Here is a 16,470-nt window from a genome sequence, read left to right as displayed (position 1 = left end):
GACGCGAGGAGCCTCTGGCCCGGCGGGCCAGAGGCTCCTCGCGTGTGCGGCGTGTCTCAGAGCCTGTCGGGTGATGTCCGCCCGATCAGAGGTCACCCGACAGGCTCTCAGACCGCGACCTGCCGGTACTTGCGCACCGCCAGTGTGCGGAAGACCACCAGGATCAGCAGCGACCAGAGCAGCGAAGCCCAGACCGGGTGCACCATCGGCCAGGCGTCCGACGGCGACACGCCGGGGTTGCCGAAGAGCACCCGGCAGGCCTGGACGGTGGCGCTGAACGGATTCCATTCGGCGATCGGCTGGAGCCAGCCCGCCATGTTCTCGGTGGGCACGAAGGCGTTCGAGATGAACGTCACCGGGAAGAGCCAGATCAGCCCGCCGGAGGTCGCCGCCTCGGGAGTACGGACCGTGAGGCCGATCAGTGCCCCGATCCAGGAGAACGCGTACCCGAGCAGGAGCAGCAGCGCGAAGCCGCCGAGCACCTTGCCGATGTTCTCGTGGGCGCGCCAGCCGACCAGCAGGGCGACGGCGGCGAGGACCAGCAGGGTCAGCGTCGTCTGGACGAGGTCCGCGAGCGTACGGCCGGTGAGGACCGCGCCGCGTGCCATGGGCAGCGAGCGGAACCGGTCGATGAGCCCCTTGTGCATGTCGTCCGCGATGCCCGCGCCGGCACCGGCGGTGGCGAAGGTGACGGTCTGCGCGAAGATGCCCGCCATCAGGAAGTTCCGGTAGTCGGCGGGGCTCGTGGAGCCGCCGATCATCATCGAGCCGCCGAAAACGTAGCTGAACAGCACGACGAACATGATCGGCTGGATCAGCCCGAAAATGATCATCTCGGGGATCCGTGCCATGCGGATCAGGTTCCGGCGGGCGATGACGAGCGAGTCGCGTACCGACTGCCCGATCCCGCCTCCTGCCCGTGGGGCGGCAGGGGTCACAGTGGTTCCGGTGACGGCGCTCACTTGGCCGCCTCCGTACCGGCCAGGGCGGCCTTGCCGGTCGTCCCCGTCCCGTTCCCGTTCCCGCCGTTGGTCTCCGCCTCGGCGCCGTGTCCGGTGAGCGAGAGGAAGACGTCGTCGAGGGTGGGGCGGCGCAGTCCGATGTCGTCGATCTCCACGCCGCGGGCGTCGAGATCACGGATGACCTCGGCCAGCAGCTTGGCTCCGCCGGAGACCGGGACGGTCAGCTTGCGCATGTGCTCGACGATGGTGACCTCGCCCTTGCCGAGGTGGGCGAGGGCGGCCCGGGCCGAGTCGATCTGGTCGCGCTGGTGCACCACGACCTCGACGCGCTCGCCGCCGGTACGGGCCTTGAGCTGGTCGGAGGTGCCGCGGGCGATGACCAGGCCGTGGTCGATCACACAGATCTCGTGGGCGAGATGGTCGGCCTCCTCCAGGTACTGCGTGGTCAGCAGCAGCGTCGTACCGCCCGCGACGAGATCCTCGATGACCTCCCAGAGCTGCTGCCGGTTGCGCGGGTCGAGGCCGGTGGTCGGCTCGTCCATGAACATGACCGGCGGGGAGACGACCAGCGCCGCCGCCAGGTCGAGGCGGCGGCGCATGCCTCCGGAGTACGTCTTGGCCGTACGGTCGGCCGCGTCGGCGAGGTTGAACCGCTCCAGCAGCTCCCCCGCCCTGGCCTTCGCGTCCCGCCCGCTCATCTGGTAGAGCTGACCGACCATCTGCAGGTTCTCGCGGCCGGTCAGATACTCGTCGACGGCGGCGAACTGACCGGAGAGGCCGATCGAGCGGCGTACCTCATTGGGTTTCTTCAGTACGTCGATGCCCGCCACGACGGCCCTGCCGCTGTCCGGCCTGAGCAGAGTCGTGAGGACGCGCACGGCTGTCGTCTTGCCTGCGCCGTTGGGGCCGAGAAGGCCGAGGACGGTGCCTTCCGGCACATCGAGATCGATACCGCCGAGTGCTCTTACGTCGCCGAAGGTCTTCACCAGGCCTTCGGCATGGATGGCGCCTGGCATACGGGATTCCCCCAGTGCGTTCGGGTGACTTCCTCGACAGATCCTAGGTATGACGGTGTTTCCGCGCCCGGTGAAACAACACATACGGCGAACACGCACGCGACTACCGGGCAGCGCCGTGTGGCGAGAACTGTAACGCGATACATCGCGACACACAAGGTTCAGCTCATCACGAGGTAGCCCGCGTCGCGCAGCGCCGCCGAGACCTCCTCGCAGTGCTCCGGGCCCTTCGTCTCCAGCTGCAACTCCACCTCGACCTCGGTGAGCCCGAGCCGGGGGTCGGTCCGCACATGGCCGATGTCGAGCACATTGGCGTCGACGACCGAGAGCACGGCCAGCAGCGTGGCCAGCGCGCCGGGGCGGTCGGTCAGCCGCAGCCGCAGGCTCAGATAGCGGCCGGCCGCTACCATGCCGTGCGTAAGGATGCGCTGCATCAGCAACGGGTCCACGTTGCCGCCCGACAGCAGCGCGACCACCGGCCCGCGGAACGACTCGGGATCGCTCAGCAACGCCGCGACCGGGCTCGCGCCGGCCGGTTCCACCACCAGCTTCGCCCGCTCCAGACAGAGCAGCAGCGCACTGGACAGCTCGTCCTCGGAGACCGTACGGACCTCGTCGACCAGCTCCTTCACCAGGCCGAACGGAACATCACCGGGACGCCCCACCTTGATGCCGTCCGCCATCGTGTTCAGCGAGCCGATCGACACCGGATGCCCCGCGGCCAGCGACGGCGGATAGCAGGCCGCGCCCGCCGCCTGCACGCCGACGATCCGCACATCGGGCCGGAGCGCCTTGACCGCCACCGCGATGCCCGCGGCGAGACCACCGCCGCCGACCCCGACGACGATGGTGCGCACCTCGGGGCACTGTTCGAGGATCTCCAGGCCCACCGTCCCCTGTCCCGCGATGATGTCGGGGTGGTCGAAGGGGTGGATGAAGACCGCACCGGTCTCCTGCGCATACTCCTGGGCCGCGGCCAGCGTCTCGTCGACGACATGGCCGTGCAGCCGGACCTGCGCCCCGTACTGGCGGGTGGCGGCCACCTTCGGCAGGGGCGCCCCGACCGGCATGAAGACCGTCGACCGTACGCCGAGCAAGGCAGACGCGAGTGCGACACCCTGCGCATGGTTTCCGGCGCTCGCGGCCACGACCCCGGCCGCCCGTTCCACCGGGGACAGCCCGGCGATCCGTACGTATGCACCACGCAGTTTGAACGAACCGGTCCGCTGCAGGTTCTCGCACTTGAAGTGGACCGGCGCACCGACTAGCTCCGTCAGGTGGCGGCTGCCTTCCATGGCGGTCACCCTGGCCACACCGGAGAGCATCTTCTGCGCCCCGAGGATGTCATCGAGGATCAGCGGAGGAAAAGGGCCGGTCGCGCAGAAGTTCATACCGCAAGTCTTGCAGCTCGGCGGGGTGCGGGATGCCTCGTACGATCCCGGCCCGCCCCGTTGTCCACAGGTTTGTGCAGCACTGGTACGCGTTGCACCGAGGCCGCGTACTCTGTCCCCCACCCATCCGACACCGCACGAAGAGAGCCCCCGGCCATGCCCCCTCAGGACATGACGACAGCTGCGTCTCCTTCCGGGGGCGCCACCCCCGAATCCACGGGTTCCGACCACGTCCTCGATGCGCTGCAGCACCAGGTCGCGGTATTCGCCCGCCGTGCCGAGCAGACCCGCCTCGGCGGTATCGGCCAGGTGCGCAATTCCATGGACCGTGCCGCCTACCTGCTGCTCAACCGGCTGGACCGGGAAGGCCCGATGGGCGTCAAGGCACTGGCAGCGGGCATGGGAATCGACTCCTCGACCGTGACCCGGCAGGTCGCACCGCTCGTCGACACCGGCCTCGTCAAGCGCACCTCGCACCCGGAGGACGGCCGGGCCGTCGTGCTCCAGCTGTCGCCCCGCGGTCAGGCACGGCTGGAGGAGGTCCGCGACTCCCGGCGCGAACTCATGACGCAGGTGACGGACGACTGGACGCCCGAGGAGCGCGAGACGTTCTGCACGCTGCTCACCCGGTTCAACACGGCGCTGGCCGCCCGGCAGGCCTCGCACCACGCTCCCCGGACCGGATGAGCGGGACAGCGGGAGCCGGCCAGGCCCGGAGCCGCTGAACGGTCTGCCGCGCGCACGCCTCTTGACCGGGCGCCCCCGCAAGGGCTCGGATGAGGACTGTGCTAGAGCGCCAGGCGGGCCGGGAGCGGCGCCGCGCCCAGGAGTTCGAGACCTTCGTGGCGGGCGCGGCCGGCCGACTGCTGCACACGGCCACGCTGCTCACCGCCGAGCCCCTGCGGCCGCCCGGGGCGAACCCCCGGGCCCAGCGGATGCTCACGGCCGCACTGGCACGCACCTACGCGCAGTGGGAACGGCTGCGCGGCGAGGACCCGTACGACCACACCCGGCGGGAGCTGGCCGTCCGGTTCGCCCACGAGGTCTGGCGGCACCACCGGTCGCGCGGCGGTCTGCTGGACCGGCTGACCCCGCAGGAACGCCTGGTCCTCGTGCTCCGGCTGTACGAAGGAGTCGCGGAGGAGCAGGCCGCGGCGCTGCTGGGGCTTCCGGTGGACCGGGTCCGGGCGATCTGCAACCGCTCGGTGGCCACGATGCGCGGTACCCGCCGCCCCACGGCGCGGCGCGGGTGGCAACGGCCCCTGGAGGCCGCGCCGTGAGCCGCGGCGGGGAGGACGAGGTCCGGCAGATGCTGGACGGTCCGCACCCGCAGGTCCCCGCCGGTCTCGCACAGCGGGCGGCCGAGCGCGGCGCCCGCCTGCTGCGCCGGCAGGTTCTCGCCCGCCGGCTGATGCTGCTGCTGGCATGCGCCGCCGCGGTCGCGTTCACGGTGTGGGCGGTGACGGCCCAGCCGTGGCAGGTGCCGCCCGCCGAGACGACGCCCCCGCTGGACGGCTGGTGAGGGCCGGTCCCGGGCGACCCGGCGAACTATCCTGGAACGGGGCCGCCACGGGAACCGGCCGAGGAGGCTGCGATGACCAGGAAAGTCGCCGACTGCCGCAAGTATCCGAGCGTCACGAACTGCTCGCTCACCATCTCGGGCGAGGAAGAGGAAGTCGTACGGGCCGCGGCGGAACACGCGGTCTCCGTCCACGAGCACACCGACAGCCCGGAACTGCGCGAACAGATCCGGGCATCGCTGGACGACGAGCGGGCCGCTTGAGCGATCGGCCGGGTGGGCCCGTCGGACGCACCTCGTACCTCGCCCGTCCCCACTCGCCCGTCCCCGGCCCCGATCCGCCGGGCAGGCCCTACCCGAGCGCCTGCGTCAGATCCGCGATCAGGTCGTCGGCTGACTCGATGCCGACGGAGAGCCGGACGAGGTCGGCCGGCACCTCCAACGGGGACCCGGCCGCCGAGGCGTGCGTCATGCGGCCCGGATGCTCCACGAGCGACTCGACGCCACCCAGTGACTCACCGAGGGTGAACAGCTTCGCCCGGTTGCAGACGTGGACCGCCGCCTCCTCGCCGCCGACGACCCGGAAGGACACCATGCCGCCGAAGGCCTTCATCTGCTTGGCGGCGATCTCATGGCCCGGGTGCTCGGGCAGTCCCGGGTAGAGGACCTGGGTGACCTTGGGGTGCCGGGTCAGCAGATCGACGATCTTGGTCGCGTTCTCGCTGTGCCGGTCCATGCGGACCGCGAGGGTCTTGATGCCGCGCAGCACCAGCCAGGCATCGAACGGTCCGGCGACCGCACCCATCGCGTTCTGGTGGTATGCCAACTCCTCGGCCAGTTCCGGGTCGTTGACGATCAGCGCACCGCCGACGACGTCCGAGTGGCCGCCCATGTACTTGGTGGTGGAGTGCACCACCACATCGGCCCCCAGTGCGAGGGGCTGCTGAAGGTAGGGGCTGGCGAAGGTGTTGTCGACGACCAGTCGCACACCCGCCGCGCGGGCCACTGAGGCGATCGCGGCGATGTCGGTGATGCCGAGCAGCGGGTTGGACGGGGTCTCCACCCAGATCGCCTTGGTGCGTGGGGTGATCGCCGCCTGTACCGACGCCACGTCCGAGGTGTCGGCGACGGAGAAGTCCACACCCCAACGCGAGACGACCTTCGCGAACAGCCGGAACGTGCCGCCGTAGGCGTCGTTCGGAATGACCACGTGATCGCCGGGGGTGAGCAGCGTACGGAGCAGGCAGTCCTCGGCGGCGAGTCCGGAGGCGAAGGCGAGCCCGCGGCGGCCGCCCTCCAGAGCCGCGAGGTTGTCCTCGAGCGCGGTACGGGTCGGGTTGGCGCTGCGGCTGTACTCGTAGCCGCCACGCAGTCCGCCCACGCCGTCCTGCTTGTACGTGGACACCTGGTAAATGGGTGGAACAACGGCGCCGGTGAGGGGGTCGGCGGTATTTCCCGCGTGGATCGCGAGAGTCTCGAAACTCTGCTGGTCACTCATGGGGCCCGAGCGTAGTTCGTTACGAGGGCGCCCACCGGGCCACCGGGCCGTCCGGTGACAATGGGGGCATGGAGATTCTCTGGTTCCTGCTCGCGATGTGCATGCTCGCCGCGGTCATCGGCCCCTTCGTACTGCGCCGCCGCGGCGGTATCCGCCAGGTCCTGCCCGGCTCGCCGGACGCCGCCGACCCGGACACGTACGGCTTCGCGCGCCAGGAGGAGCTGGACATCCGGCTGCCCGGCCCGGACCAGGACCTTCTCGATGTGCTCGACATCGTGCAGCGCACCCAGGACTGGCGGGCGGCCTCGCAGTTGCTGGCCGGTACGCCCAAGGAGGGCGAGGTGCGGTGGCAGCGGGTGCAGGCGTTCGCCGGTGCGGCCTCGCTGGAGCTGGCGCAGCAGCCCGGTGTCGGCGGTGCGTGGCTGCGCACGTGGCGGGCCGAGGCGCCGAAGGACGCCGGCGGCGCGGCGGTGCACGCCGAGTTCCTGGTGCAGCAGGCGTGGCGTTCGTCGACCGCGGGGACGGACGACTTCCGGATCATCCTGGAGGAGGCCCGCACGGTCTGCGGCGAGGCTGCGTTGCTGGCACCCGGCGACCCCGTTCCGTACCTCGTCGAACTGGCCGTCTCCCGCGGACTCGGCTACTCCCACGAGGAGTTCGACCGGCTCTGGGCGAAGGTGATCGACCGGGCCCCGGCCCACATGGGCGCGCACATCGCCGCGCTGCACTACTGGTGCGAGAAGTGGCACGGCTCCCGCGAGGCGGCCGACCGTTTCGCCACCACGGCCGCCGCCCGCGCCCCGCAGGGCTCCCTGCTGGCCGCACTGCCGCTCTTCGCGGTGTACGAGCATCTGCCCGAGGTCAATCTCGTACAGGGCTTCTACCGCAGCGCGGTGGTGACGAAGGCGGTCGAGGGCGCCCTGTTCGCGGTGCACGCGGCCCGTGCGGACGACCCGATGCTCGCCCACGTACGGCATCTGCTGGTCCTCTTCCTCGTCCGGATGGAGCGCTGGTCGGAGGCGATGAACCAGTTCGTCCACATCGACGGCCACGTGGGCGCCCTGCCGTGGACCCAGAGCCCCGATCCGGCCGCCGAATACACGGTCTACCGGGCACTGGCGGTGGCCGGCTACGAAGCGAACGGCGGCAGTCCGGCGACGCTGCCCCGGTAGCACGACCGGGGGCGGCGCGGCCCGCGCGGCCCCCGGTCTCCGGCTGCCCCCATTAACGCATTGCCGCGCCCGCCCGCGGGACGACATACTCCGATTCCCCACGCACCATGACCACCACCGTCGCCGCCAACTACCCTTCCCGTGGGGGGAATCCGTCCGATGACCCCGACTCTGCGCGCCGTCCGCGCCGTTGCGCTGCTCGCCGGTTTCCACCTGCTGGGCGTCCTCCTGCTCGCCGCCCTCTGCGTCGCCGACTGGGCCGTGTTCCGCTGGGCGTGGCTTCCCGTCGCCGTGATGTTCCTCGCCCGCACCTCGGTGCCCGCGCTCTCGATCGTGCGCAGCATGTCCCTGCCGCGCACGCCGGAACACGACGACGTACGCGGGCTGCGCGTCGACGACTCCCGGCAGCCCCGCTTCTGGGCCCTGGTCCGCGATCTCGCCGACCAGGCCGGCACCCGCGCGCCCGACGACATCGTGCTCACCGACCAGGTGAATGCCTCGGCCGTCGAGCACACCAGACTCCTCGGCCTGGTCGCCGGTCGACGCCAACTCTTCGTCGGGATACCACTGTTGGCCGGAATGTCCGAGGCCCAGCTGCGCTTCGTGCTCGCGTACGAGATGAGCCGCTACGCCCATTCCGACACCCGGCTCGCCGCGGTCGTCACACGCGGCCGGGACCAGACCGCCCGCGCCGTCGCCCACTTCCGGGAACAGTCGGAGAAGGCTGTCGCCAGGGAGCGGGAACGCCAGGAGCAGAAGGCCGCGAAAGCACGCGCCAAGGGCAGGAAGGCCAAGAAGATCGACCCGGGCCACGCCGGCGCCTCGTACCGCTTGCTGGCTGCGCGGTACCGGAGGTACGAGCGTTTCTGTACACACGTCACGATGTCCGACATCGACCGCGCGAAGTCCGCGGCCGATGTCGCCGCGGCGCGGATCGCGGGCCGCGACGTGAGCGCGAGCGCGCTGCGCGAGATCCAGGTCCTCCACGACACCCACGAGGAGTACATGGATTCGTACGTCGTGCTCGGCGTGAAGGCCGGGATGCTGCCCCCGCCCGGCCAGGTCCTCGGCGGTCTCCGGCATGTGCTGGCCGCGCGCAGGGACGTGCTGGACGAGTCGCGCGACTCCCTGCCGCCCGGAGCAGGCGCCTCTCGCGCGCATGGGTTGTTCACGGAACGCATCGCCCGGATCGAGGCGCTGCCGGACGACGGGCGCGGGCCGGCGCCCGTGGCACCGGCCCTGGACCTGCTCGTCGACACCGAACGCACGCTGGCCGCTGTCGAGGAGCAGGTGCTGGCACCGGAGCTGCTGCGACTGCGCCGGGTCGACTGGCCGGATCTGGTGCACGAGTCGGTGGCGGTGCACGAGGAGACGACGGCGCGGTACATGGTCAGGGCGGTCGCCTCGGTGACCGGCGGCGACGGCTCGGCGGCCGAGGCGCTCGACGCTGTGGACGCGGGCGCACAGTGGCAGATCGCCGACTGTCTCCACAAGTCCGCCAAGGCCCGGCAGGCGACCGGCCGCGTGGCCCGCGAGTTCGCCAGGCACGCATTCCGCTTCGGGCTGCGGAAACTGGCCGAGGCCGAGTACGTACGGCAGGGACGCGCCCACTGGCGGCTTCCCTGGACCGACGACGAGGCATCCCTGGAGCTGCCGCCGGGCCACGCGGAGTTGCTGTCGTCGGCGCTGGACGCGGCGGTGGCGGATGTCCCGGACACGAAGTCGCTGCGCGCCCTGCTCGCCCCTGACCTCCGCCCCCTTCCCCGCGCCGAACTTCCCCGCACCGAACCGGAGCCCTCCACGACGACACCCCGGCTGCTCCCGTCGGCCACCTCTCTGCGCGAGTCCCTCCAGTCGCGCGAGTACCTCTGGACGAAGGTCCGGAAGAAGGTACGGAAGACGCCGCCGTGGACCGCCACCGAGAGCACCCCCGGCCCGCACGACAAGAAGATCCCCGACAAGAAGATCCCCGCCGAGGAAATCCGCGACGAGGAGATCCGCACTGCCCTCCGCTCCGGCGACTGGCAGGCAGGTGCCGCCTTCCTCCGCAAGGCGGGCCGGAACCGGCAGGAGCGTTACCGGCGCGCCGCCGTCCTCCAGGACGAGGCCGCGGCCGACGACGCCTGGTTGCCGGCCTGGCGCGCCGAACGCCCCAAGGACGCGGGCGCGGCCCTTGTGCACGCCGGCGCGTTGATCGGTGTCGCGGCGCAGGTGCACGGTACGCGTCCGACGCAGGACCCCACATGGGAACAGTCCTCCGTCTTCCGCCAGGTGATGACCAGGGCCCGCGAGGCATGCCACGAGGCCCAGGCGCTGGCGGGCGACGACCCGTGCCCGTACGTCGCCGAGATCCCCTGCGCCCTCGCCCTCGGCTACGACCGGGCCGAGTGCCGTGCCCTGTGGGCGAAGATCGTCTTGCGCGGCGGGCCCCACCTCGCGGCCCACGACGCGGCGCTCCGGTACTGGTCCTACCGCTGGGCCGGCTCGTACCGGCAGGCCGGGTACCTCGCACACGAGGCGGCGAGGCGGAGCAGCCCCGGCCGGCTGCTCTCGCTGCTCCCGCTGTACGCCGCTTTCAAGGAGGAACGGAGCAGCTCGAAAACGGACCCGGACGTGTACTACAAGAGCCCGGAGCTGATCGCCGCGGCCGACGCCTGCCTGGCCGACGTGGCTGCCGCCGCCGCGGCCGACGACGGGGACCGGCGGCTGGTCCGGGCCCGCCACATGCTCGCCTGGACGCTGTACTGGCAGGACCGGTACGAGGAGGCGATGGAGCAGTTCCGCCTGATCGACTGCCCCGCCGACGACAACACCCCGCACCCGTACGCCCCGTGGTCGTACTACAGGTATCCGAAGAGTTTCTTCACCAAATGCCACGAGTACAGCGCCCTGAAGGTCGCGGAGGACGACTGACCGCGACCGACCGCCATGGACGCGCCGGGACGGCGGGGTCGGCGGAATCTCCGGCGCCCGCACCGCGTTGTACGGACCGTAAACCCCAGCCCCCGGAGGAGCCCCCGCATGTTCCTGCAACGCCGTACCCCGCAGCTCCCCACCCCCGAGGAGGCCCTGAAGGGCCGCCCCACCCCCGAATTCACCGTCCCGTCCCGCCACACGGTCCTCGGCAACCCGCTGCTGGGCCCGTACCCGGAGGGTCTGGAGGTCGCGGACTTCGCGCTGGGCTGTTTCTGGGGCGCCGAGCGCAAGTTCTGGCAGACGGACGGCGTCTGGACGACGCTCGTCGGCTACCAGGGCGGATACACGGAGAACCCCGCGTACGAAGAGGTCTGCTCGGGTCTGACGGGACACACGGAGGCGGTCCGCGTGGTCTTCGACCCGAAGGCCGTCTCGTACGCCGAGCTGCTGAAGCTGTTCTGGGAGTCCCACGACCCGACCCAGGGCTTCCGCCAGGGCAATGACGTCGGTACGCAGTACCGCTCGGCGATCTACACCCACTCCCCCGAGCAGGCGGCAGCGGTGGCGGCCTCCCGCGAGGCCTACCAGAAGGTCCTCACCGGCTCCGGTTTCGGCGAGATCACCACGGAGATCCTCCCGGCGGAGGGCCGCACGTTCTGGCCCGCCGAGGCATATCACCAGCAGTACCTGGACAAGAACCCGGCGGGTTACTGCGGGATCGGCGGTACGGGTGTCTCGTGTCCGATCGGCGTGGCTCGGGCCAAGGAATAGACCTCAGCCCCACCCCGGAAGAGCTGACATGACTCTGGCGGGAACGACGACTGCGCCGCAGGCGCACTGAGTCGATGCCCCTTCCGTGAAGCTGGCTCAAGGCGCGTTTCCGCCGGGGAGCCTTAGGTACTGAACCCAGACTCCGAGCAACGCGGCGATGACTACGGCCGCAGGCTCGGGTATCTCGGCCCTGATGAGGACGAAGGTAAGTAGCGAAGCAACGACTGTGAAGAGGGTGAGAAACAAGCCTCGACGCGTGCGGTTCCCGCGCCCTGTACTCCGCTGAAGCAGCATCGACGGATCGTCGATCGGCGTCGCCAAGGTCCTGATGGAACCGGATGCCAGAACCTCGATGACACGTCGGACTTCACGCAACGCGTGATCACGCTCGCCCTCTCGGTCGAGCTCCACCGCATCGCGAAGCGATCTCGTGTCCCGAGCCGCCGCGCCGTAGATCCTCACTACCTCAACCATCGGGGTCCGCCCGTCCGGCAAGGCTCGATTGAGCGCGTAGTTCTCCATGGAGTACGCAAGGTTCTCAAGATCCCTCACGGCGGGCACTTGTGGAGAGCGGAAGTCGAGGGTGCACACGTCTTCGTCTCCCTCGATCGGTGCGAGCAGCGTGACGAAAGCTCTGCGGGCGTTGCCGGACATCGCCCACGTCGTCCAGCGTGACCTCTGCGGTGTACTTGTCCAGTACAGGACCAATAACGTCAGAAAGAAGATCGCGACGAACACGTACATCGCGAGCGAGTCAGTCCACACGCCAAGCTGGCTTCTGCTGACCCGCAGCCCGAGCAGCCCACCCGTGACCAACGCCAGAGCGGCGCTCGGAACCCACCTAACACCCATGCCGTAGATCTCTGTCCCCGCAAGGACATCCTCACGTCGCAGGTAGCTCTGGGCTACCGGACTCAGCTGAAGTGATGCGTCGAGACTGCGAACCTTGTCGGCGAGGGCCTCGCTCCTGCGTTTGGCTAGCCACTTCGCGAACGGAAGCGCGATTCGCTCCGAGAACGTCAGCGTGTCGCGCCTCCCTGCACCAGCCGTACCGATCGACAGGCCGAGCGCGGTCACCTATAGCCCGGCGAACAAGGCGCTATATGCCGTCAACATGTGATCCCCCTGTGTCGTCAATCACGTGACCTGCAAGTCGCCTACACCGAGACGTTGTTGGACATCGTCCTTCCAGCAGTACGGCTAGACCAACAGGTTCCTCCGACGGGATGAACAGGGTCTGTCCCCACGTCGGTGCTGCCACTACAACTCCGCTCGGCCCAGTCGGCGCAAGCTTGGCATCTGTCGTTGCAAGCAGGCGTGTCCTGCCCCATCGGCGTAGCCAAGGCAGATGGCTGAGTTTCTCTCTCTTGAGGCGAAGACAACGTTAAAGGCCTTGCTGACCGGTTCTGATCCAGTAAGCAGGGCCCTACGCGTTCGGATCCCGCATACGTAGGTGGCGGGCAGGTGTGGGTGTGGCTGCGTGTCGGTCGGCCTTGGGGCGAGTCGTACGGAGGTGCCGCCAGCTCCGACACACGGCAACATGGCGGCGGACACCTGGTACGTCATCCGGAGGACGTCGGTGTGACGGTCTGCGCTGAGGGCGGCTATCTCTCGCTTCTACAGATCTACTCAGCCTCCAGCGAACCGATCACCAGTGGGCCGAAGTCCTACTTCGTCGAGCGTTGAGAGCTACGTCTCTACCCGCTCGGAATCGCCGCTCATTCCGATGCCAAGCAGTTAGACACTCGCCTCGTTGTCAGCGTCGTTTGGCACGCGCCTGCTGCAGCCTGTCCCACGCCATTCGAGTCACAGGGTGACCTTCACCAGCTCTTGCGGCGAAATTAGAGAGTATGTACTCGTATACGGGGATGGCTCGGTCCAGGTCCCCGACAGTTTCGTACCCACCCGCGAGGGCAAAGAACGAAGTCCAAGTAACGGGGTGATCTTCACCATGGAACCGAATGGCGTCGGTGAGGGTCTTCTCGTACATCGGCATCGCGCGACACATGTCCCCAACGGCTCGATAAGCGTCGGCAAGATTGATGCGGTAGGCGAGAGTTTTGAGGTGGTCCTCACCGAGAACACGGATCGTGTCACCGAGGGTCTGCTCATACATGGGAATCGCCCGACCCAGATCGCCAATGTCTTGATAGGCACGAGCCAGGCCGTTACGGGCGGCCATCGTCAATTGAGGGTCCTCGCCGTGAATCTGTATGGCGTCGGTGAGGGTCTGCTCATACATCGGAATGGCCCGGCCCAGGTCCCCCTCGGCTCGGCAGACGTCAGCAAGTCCGGTGCGGTGCACGAGGGTTATCCGGTGGGTCTCACCTAGCAACCGGATGCTCTCGGTGAGGGTTTGCTCGAACATCAGAAGAGCTCGACGCAGATCCCCAACGGCTTTATATGCGCGCGCCAGGTCGCTCCGGTAGGTCAAGAGATCGGGGTGGTCTTCATCGTGGATGCGGACGCTGCAGTCGAGGGCCTTCTCAAACATGGGAATGGCCCGGTCCAGGTTCCCAGCCGCTTGATATGCACGCGCGAGGCCGCTGCAGGAGATCAGGGTTAGGAGGTGGTTCTCACCGAAAATACGAATGGTGCCAGTGAGGGCCTGCTCGTACATGGGGATGGCCTGTTCCAGGTTCCCAGCAGCTCGGTAGGCGCGTGCCAGGTCACTCCGAGCGGCCAGGCTGACGGGATGGTCACCGCTGTATATCTCTACAGCGTCGGTGAGACCCTTCTCAAACATGGGAATGGCCAGGTCCAGGTTCCCAGCGCCTTCATAAGCGCGCGCTAGGTCAATCCGCTCACCCAGAGTCACTTTAGGGTGTTCGCCATGGATGCGGATGGCTTCGGTGAGGCTCTTCTCGAACAAGGGGATGGCCCGGTCCAGGTCCCCAGCAGCTCGGCAGGCGCGTGCCAGGTCACTCCGAGCGGCCAGGCTGACGGGATGGTCTTCGCCGTGACTCCCGATGGCGTCGGAGAGGGTCTTCTCATAGACGGGAAGGGCTCGGTCCAAGTCCCTAGCTGCTTGGTAGGTGTCAGCGAGGCTGTTGCGATACGTCAAGGTGTCCGGGTGATCTTCGCCACGGAGTCGTGCTGATGCGGTAACAGCGCGGCGGGCGTATCGAGTTGCATGGGAAAATCGCCCCTGGCCGAGTAGGAATTGCGAGGTGCTGTGCAGGATGAAGCTGGTTTCAGCCGTGTCGGCGCCAGGGCTGATATGAGTCAACAACGTGTCGATGTGAGGTAGCAGCGCTCGCCACCGCGGCCATCCCTCTGCGCTGCTCACGGGGTTGAGGGGGAGCGCGTCTCGGATAAGGGTTACAGCAGTGGACTGAGCGTCGCTGATGGCTAGCTCGGTGCGGTGGGGGTCGCTGGAGTCGGGTGTTCGCGCGAGGGCTTGGACGATTCTGTGGCAAGCGACGGTGCTCTCAGCAAGGCTGATCATGCTGAAGTCGTCAAGGAGTGCGAGCGCGTCAATTTCTGCGTCCGGCTCTTCGGTTGCACCGCTAAGCAGATTGCGGGGTATGTCGTGGGGAGCGATCCAGGCTATGACGCGGAGCAGGTGAACTGCCAAAGGGTTGCGGTCAGCAATGGTGTCGAGAGTGACGCGCCAAGTCCGGGCGATGGTGATGCTGTGGGGGTCACCGCTGCCTGGAGTACCTAGCATTCGGGCGGCTTGAGTGCGAAAGCGGTGAAGGTAGCCGGAGTAGGTGATACGTGTACGACTGATATACATACCGGCTTGTGCCAGCGCAAGAGGAAGATATCCGAGCTCGTTGGCCAACTCGTTGACTACTGAAACCTGCCCAGGGTCTGGCTTAGCGACTTGGCACAGGAAACCGTTGGCAGCCTCTGGACTGAGGACATCCAGGTGGAGGGGGCGGAACTGGCCGGTTAGTTTATGCCAGACATGAGTGAGACGGCTAGTGATGAGATGATCGCCGCCAGTGAGTCTGGCGAGATAGGGGGCCAGGTGATCGGGGTGGGTGGCATTGTCGAAGACGAGAAGCCACCCGGGGTGGGTCTCCAGCCAGGCGAGGGCCCATTCGGTCAGAGTTGCGCTGGGCGCGGTGCTGGTGTCGGTTCCCGGGTTGACCCGTGTGGTGAGCTGCGCCAGGGATTCGGTGATGGTTTCGGGGGACTCGGCGTCGATCCACCAGACCGCCGTGTAGTGGGATTGATAAGTGTGCGCGAAATGCAAAGCGAGAGTGGACTTTCCGATTCCGCCGAGCCCGGACATCGCTTGGGTGACCGCGTACGTGACTGCCCGCTCGCGCCGGGGTCGCAAAGCTTCCTCCAGCACGGCCATCTCCGCCTCACGGCCGACAAACTGATACCCGACGGGCCATGGAAGGTTATGCAGTCCGTGAGTTGCGGTGACGTTGGCGGGCTGTGGCAGAACTAGTGGAAGCTGGAGGATGGTGTTGCCGGTGAGTATGGCGCCATAGTTTGTACTCACGGCGGGGGACCGCGCCCCCGATGTTGCGAGTTTTGGACTCTCCGATGATGCGCCTGGCGGGAAGGCTTCAGTCATGCCGTGCTCACTCACGCTGTGGAGTCACCGGTGTGGATGGTGCCGTAATTGATATGCACGGCAGGTGACCTCTCCCCCGACGTACTGATGTTGATCGTGGCGGGTGCAGCCGGGCGGGCCCAACTGTCGATCTCGGCTGCAATGTCCGGATGGGCTGCCAGCAGGCGGCGTATCTGCACTCGGAGCGCGGCAGCTAGGTCCGTGTCATCCGGTCTCGCGGCCAACTCACAGACGATGTCAGCGAGCTCTCCTTGTCCGGCTGTCGTTTCACTGTCAGGGGTCTCGCGGCCGGTGAGGCGTCGCAAGACGCGTTGCCCAAAAGAGACGGTGGTATCGGCCGCATTGCTCTCGATCCGGGCCAGGACTGCGGCTCCGTACGCGGTGATGGCTGTGGTGACGTACGGCGTGAGGTCTTGCGCGAGTTGGACTGGGTCCACGGACATGACGGCATCTCCCTGGTGGCACGAGCCGATAGCACCGCCATAGAGGCGGCCCCGAAACACTATCCGGCTCGCGCAGGTATCAGTCCGCTGTTTCAGACACCGTCGGCCGCATGACAGCGCAGACTCGCCATTACCAGCGTGCCCCCGCCCGATCGGCGCAATCAAGGCCGGTGGCTAAGCCTCTCGCGCACAGACCCCGAATAGGCGAGTAAGAGACAAGTGCGGCTGCGTGACGGTCAACCTCG

14 protein-coding genes are annotated in these 16,470 nt (G+C 68.1%); 7 read left to right on the top strand and 7 right to left on the bottom strand.

What is annotated here, in order from left to right; genetic code table 11:
• Window positions 1-107: 107 nt before the first annotated feature.
• The 3 genes from ACZ7L9_RS05790 to ilvA all read right to left on the bottom strand — a co-directional run bounded on the left by ACZ7L9_RS05790 (window position 108) and on the right by ilvA (window position 3,369).
• Window positions 108-962 carry an ABC transporter permease gene (locus ACZ7L9_RS05790; RefSeq protein ID WP_471412883.1) on the bottom strand — a complete coding sequence of 285 codons (855 nt, stop codon included), beginning with the start codon at window positions 960-962 and terminating at the stop codon, window positions 108-110.
• A complete protein-coding gene (locus ACZ7L9_RS05785) occupies window positions 959-1,978 on the bottom strand; it encodes an ATP-binding cassette domain-containing protein (protein WP_471412882.1) in 1,020 nt (339 codons plus the stop codon). Before ACZ7L9_RS05785 ends, ACZ7L9_RS05790 begins: the two co-directional genes overlap by 4 nt.
• Window positions 1,979-2,139: 161 nt before the next feature.
• Window positions 2,140-3,369, bottom strand: a complete 1,230-nt coding sequence (ilvA, locus tag ACZ7L9_RS05780; protein ID WP_471412880.1) for a threonine ammonia-lyase — start codon at window positions 3,367-3,369, stop codon at window positions 2,140-2,142.
• Window positions 3,370-3,525: 156 nt separating this feature from the next.
• On the opposite strand from ilvA, the gene ACZ7L9_RS05775 reads away from it, so the two are divergent.
• The 4 genes from ACZ7L9_RS05775 to ACZ7L9_RS05760 all read left to right on the top strand — a co-directional run bounded on the left by ACZ7L9_RS05775 (window position 3,526) and on the right by ACZ7L9_RS05760 (window position 5,152).
• Window positions 3,526-4,056 (top strand): MarR family winged helix-turn-helix transcriptional regulator, encoded by a 531-nt coding sequence (locus ACZ7L9_RS05775; protein ID WP_471412878.1) that lies wholly within the window; start codon window positions 3,526-3,528, stop codon window positions 4,054-4,056.
• Between the two features lie 98 nt (window positions 4,057-4,154).
• Window positions 4,155-4,649, top strand: coding sequence for a sigma factor-like helix-turn-helix DNA-binding protein (locus tag ACZ7L9_RS05770; protein ID WP_471413472.1), 495 nt, complete (start codon window positions 4,155-4,157; stop codon window positions 4,647-4,649).
• Between the two features lie 29 nt (window positions 4,650-4,678).
• Entirely contained in the window at window positions 4,679-4,891 is a 213-nt protein-coding gene (locus ACZ7L9_RS05765) for a hypothetical protein (protein WP_471413470.1), read from the top strand.
• A gap of 72 nt (window positions 4,892-4,963) precedes the next feature.
• Window positions 4,964-5,152, top strand: coding sequence for a DUF1059 domain-containing protein (locus ACZ7L9_RS05760; RefSeq protein ID WP_471412876.1), 189 nt, complete (start codon window positions 4,964-4,966; stop codon window positions 5,150-5,152).
• An 88-nt stretch (window positions 5,153-5,240) separates the two neighbouring features.
• Here ACZ7L9_RS05760 and ACZ7L9_RS05755 read toward each other — a convergent pair whose 3' ends face one another.
• Window positions 5,241-6,386, bottom strand: coding sequence for a cystathionine gamma-synthase (locus tag ACZ7L9_RS05755; protein ID WP_471412874.1), 1,146 nt, complete (start codon window positions 6,384-6,386; stop codon window positions 5,241-5,243).
• Between the two features lie 68 nt (window positions 6,387-6,454).
• On the opposite strand from ACZ7L9_RS05755, the gene ACZ7L9_RS05750 reads away from it, so the two are divergent.
• From ACZ7L9_RS05750 to msrA, 3 genes are all read left to right on the top strand, one after another.
• Window positions 6,455-7,558, top strand: coding sequence for a hypothetical protein (locus tag ACZ7L9_RS05750; protein ID WP_471412872.1), 1,104 nt, complete (start codon window positions 6,455-6,457; stop codon window positions 7,556-7,558).
• A 159-nt stretch (window positions 7,559-7,717) separates the two neighbouring features.
• Window positions 7,718-10,471 (top strand): M48 family metallopeptidase, encoded by a 2,754-nt coding sequence (locus ACZ7L9_RS05745; RefSeq protein WP_471412871.1) that lies wholly within the window; start codon window positions 7,718-7,720, stop codon window positions 10,469-10,471.
• 108 nt (window positions 10,472-10,579) lie between these two features.
• Window positions 10,580-11,245, top strand: coding sequence for a peptide-methionine (S)-S-oxide reductase MsrA (msrA, locus tag ACZ7L9_RS05740; RefSeq protein WP_471412869.1), 666 nt, complete (start codon window positions 10,580-10,582; stop codon window positions 11,243-11,245).
• A 96-nt stretch (window positions 11,246-11,341) separates the two neighbouring features.
• Here the strand turns inward: msrA and ACZ7L9_RS05735 are convergent, their stop codons facing one another.
• The 3 genes from ACZ7L9_RS05735 to ACZ7L9_RS05725 all read right to left on the bottom strand — a co-directional run bounded on the left by ACZ7L9_RS05735 (window position 11,342) and on the right by ACZ7L9_RS05725 (window position 16,225).
• Entirely contained in the window at window positions 11,342-12,322 is a 981-nt protein-coding gene (locus ACZ7L9_RS05735; protein WP_471412867.1) for a hypothetical protein, read from the bottom strand.
• Between the two features lie 679 nt (window positions 12,323-13,001).
• Complete coding sequence (locus ACZ7L9_RS05730) at window positions 13,002-15,707, bottom strand: tetratricopeptide repeat protein (RefSeq protein WP_471412865.1); 2,706 nt, start codon at window positions 15,705-15,707, stop codon at window positions 13,002-13,004.
• Window positions 15,708-15,793: 86 nt separating this feature from the next.
• Window positions 15,794-16,225, bottom strand: coding sequence for a hypothetical protein (locus ACZ7L9_RS05725; protein WP_471412864.1), 432 nt, complete (start codon window positions 16,223-16,225; stop codon window positions 15,794-15,796).
• Window positions 16,226-16,470 lie beyond the last annotated feature (245 nt).

The sequence above is a fragment of the Streptomyces sp. NPDC111516 genome (assembly GCF_055635345.1).
This window is presented reverse-complemented; position numbering and strand designations above follow the sequence as displayed.

Bases quoted from the DNA above. Each gene is read 5' to 3' on its own strand.
- ACZ7L9_RS05745 (WP_471412871.1), top strand. From the start codon at position 7,718: ATGACCCCGACTCTGCGCGCCGTCCGCGCCGTTGCGCTGCTCGCCGGT.
- msrA (WP_471412869.1), top strand. From the start codon at position 10,580: ATGTTCCTGCAACGCCGTACCCCGCAGCTCCCCACCCCCGAGGAGGCC.
- ACZ7L9_RS05750 (WP_471412872.1), top strand. From the start codon at position 6,455: ATGGAGATTCTCTGGTTCCTGCTCGCGATGTGCATGCTCGCCGCGGTC.
- ACZ7L9_RS05765 (WP_471413470.1), top strand. From the start codon at position 4,679: ATGCTGGACGGTCCGCACCCGCAGGTCCCCGCCGGTCTCGCACAGCGG.
- ACZ7L9_RS05755 (WP_471412874.1), bottom strand. From the start codon at position 6,386: ATGAGTGACCAGCAGAGTTTCGAGACTCTCGCGATCCACGCGGGAAAT.
- ilvA (WP_471412880.1), bottom strand. From the start codon at position 3,369: ATGAACTTCTGCGCGACCGGCCCTTTTCCTCCGCTGATCCTCGATGAC.
- ACZ7L9_RS05760 (WP_471412876.1), top strand. From the start codon at position 4,964: ATGACCAGGAAAGTCGCCGACTGCCGCAAGTATCCGAGCGTCACGAAC.
- ACZ7L9_RS05785 (WP_471412882.1), bottom strand. From the start codon at position 1,978: ATGCCAGGCGCCATCCATGCCGAAGGCCTGGTGAAGACCTTCGGCGAC.
- ACZ7L9_RS05775 (WP_471412878.1), top strand. From the start codon at position 3,526: ATGCCCCCTCAGGACATGACGACAGCTGCGTCTCCTTCCGGGGGCGCC.
- ACZ7L9_RS05725 (WP_471412864.1), bottom strand. From the start codon at position 16,225: ATGTCCGTGGACCCAGTCCAACTCGCGCAAGACCTCACGCCGTACGTC.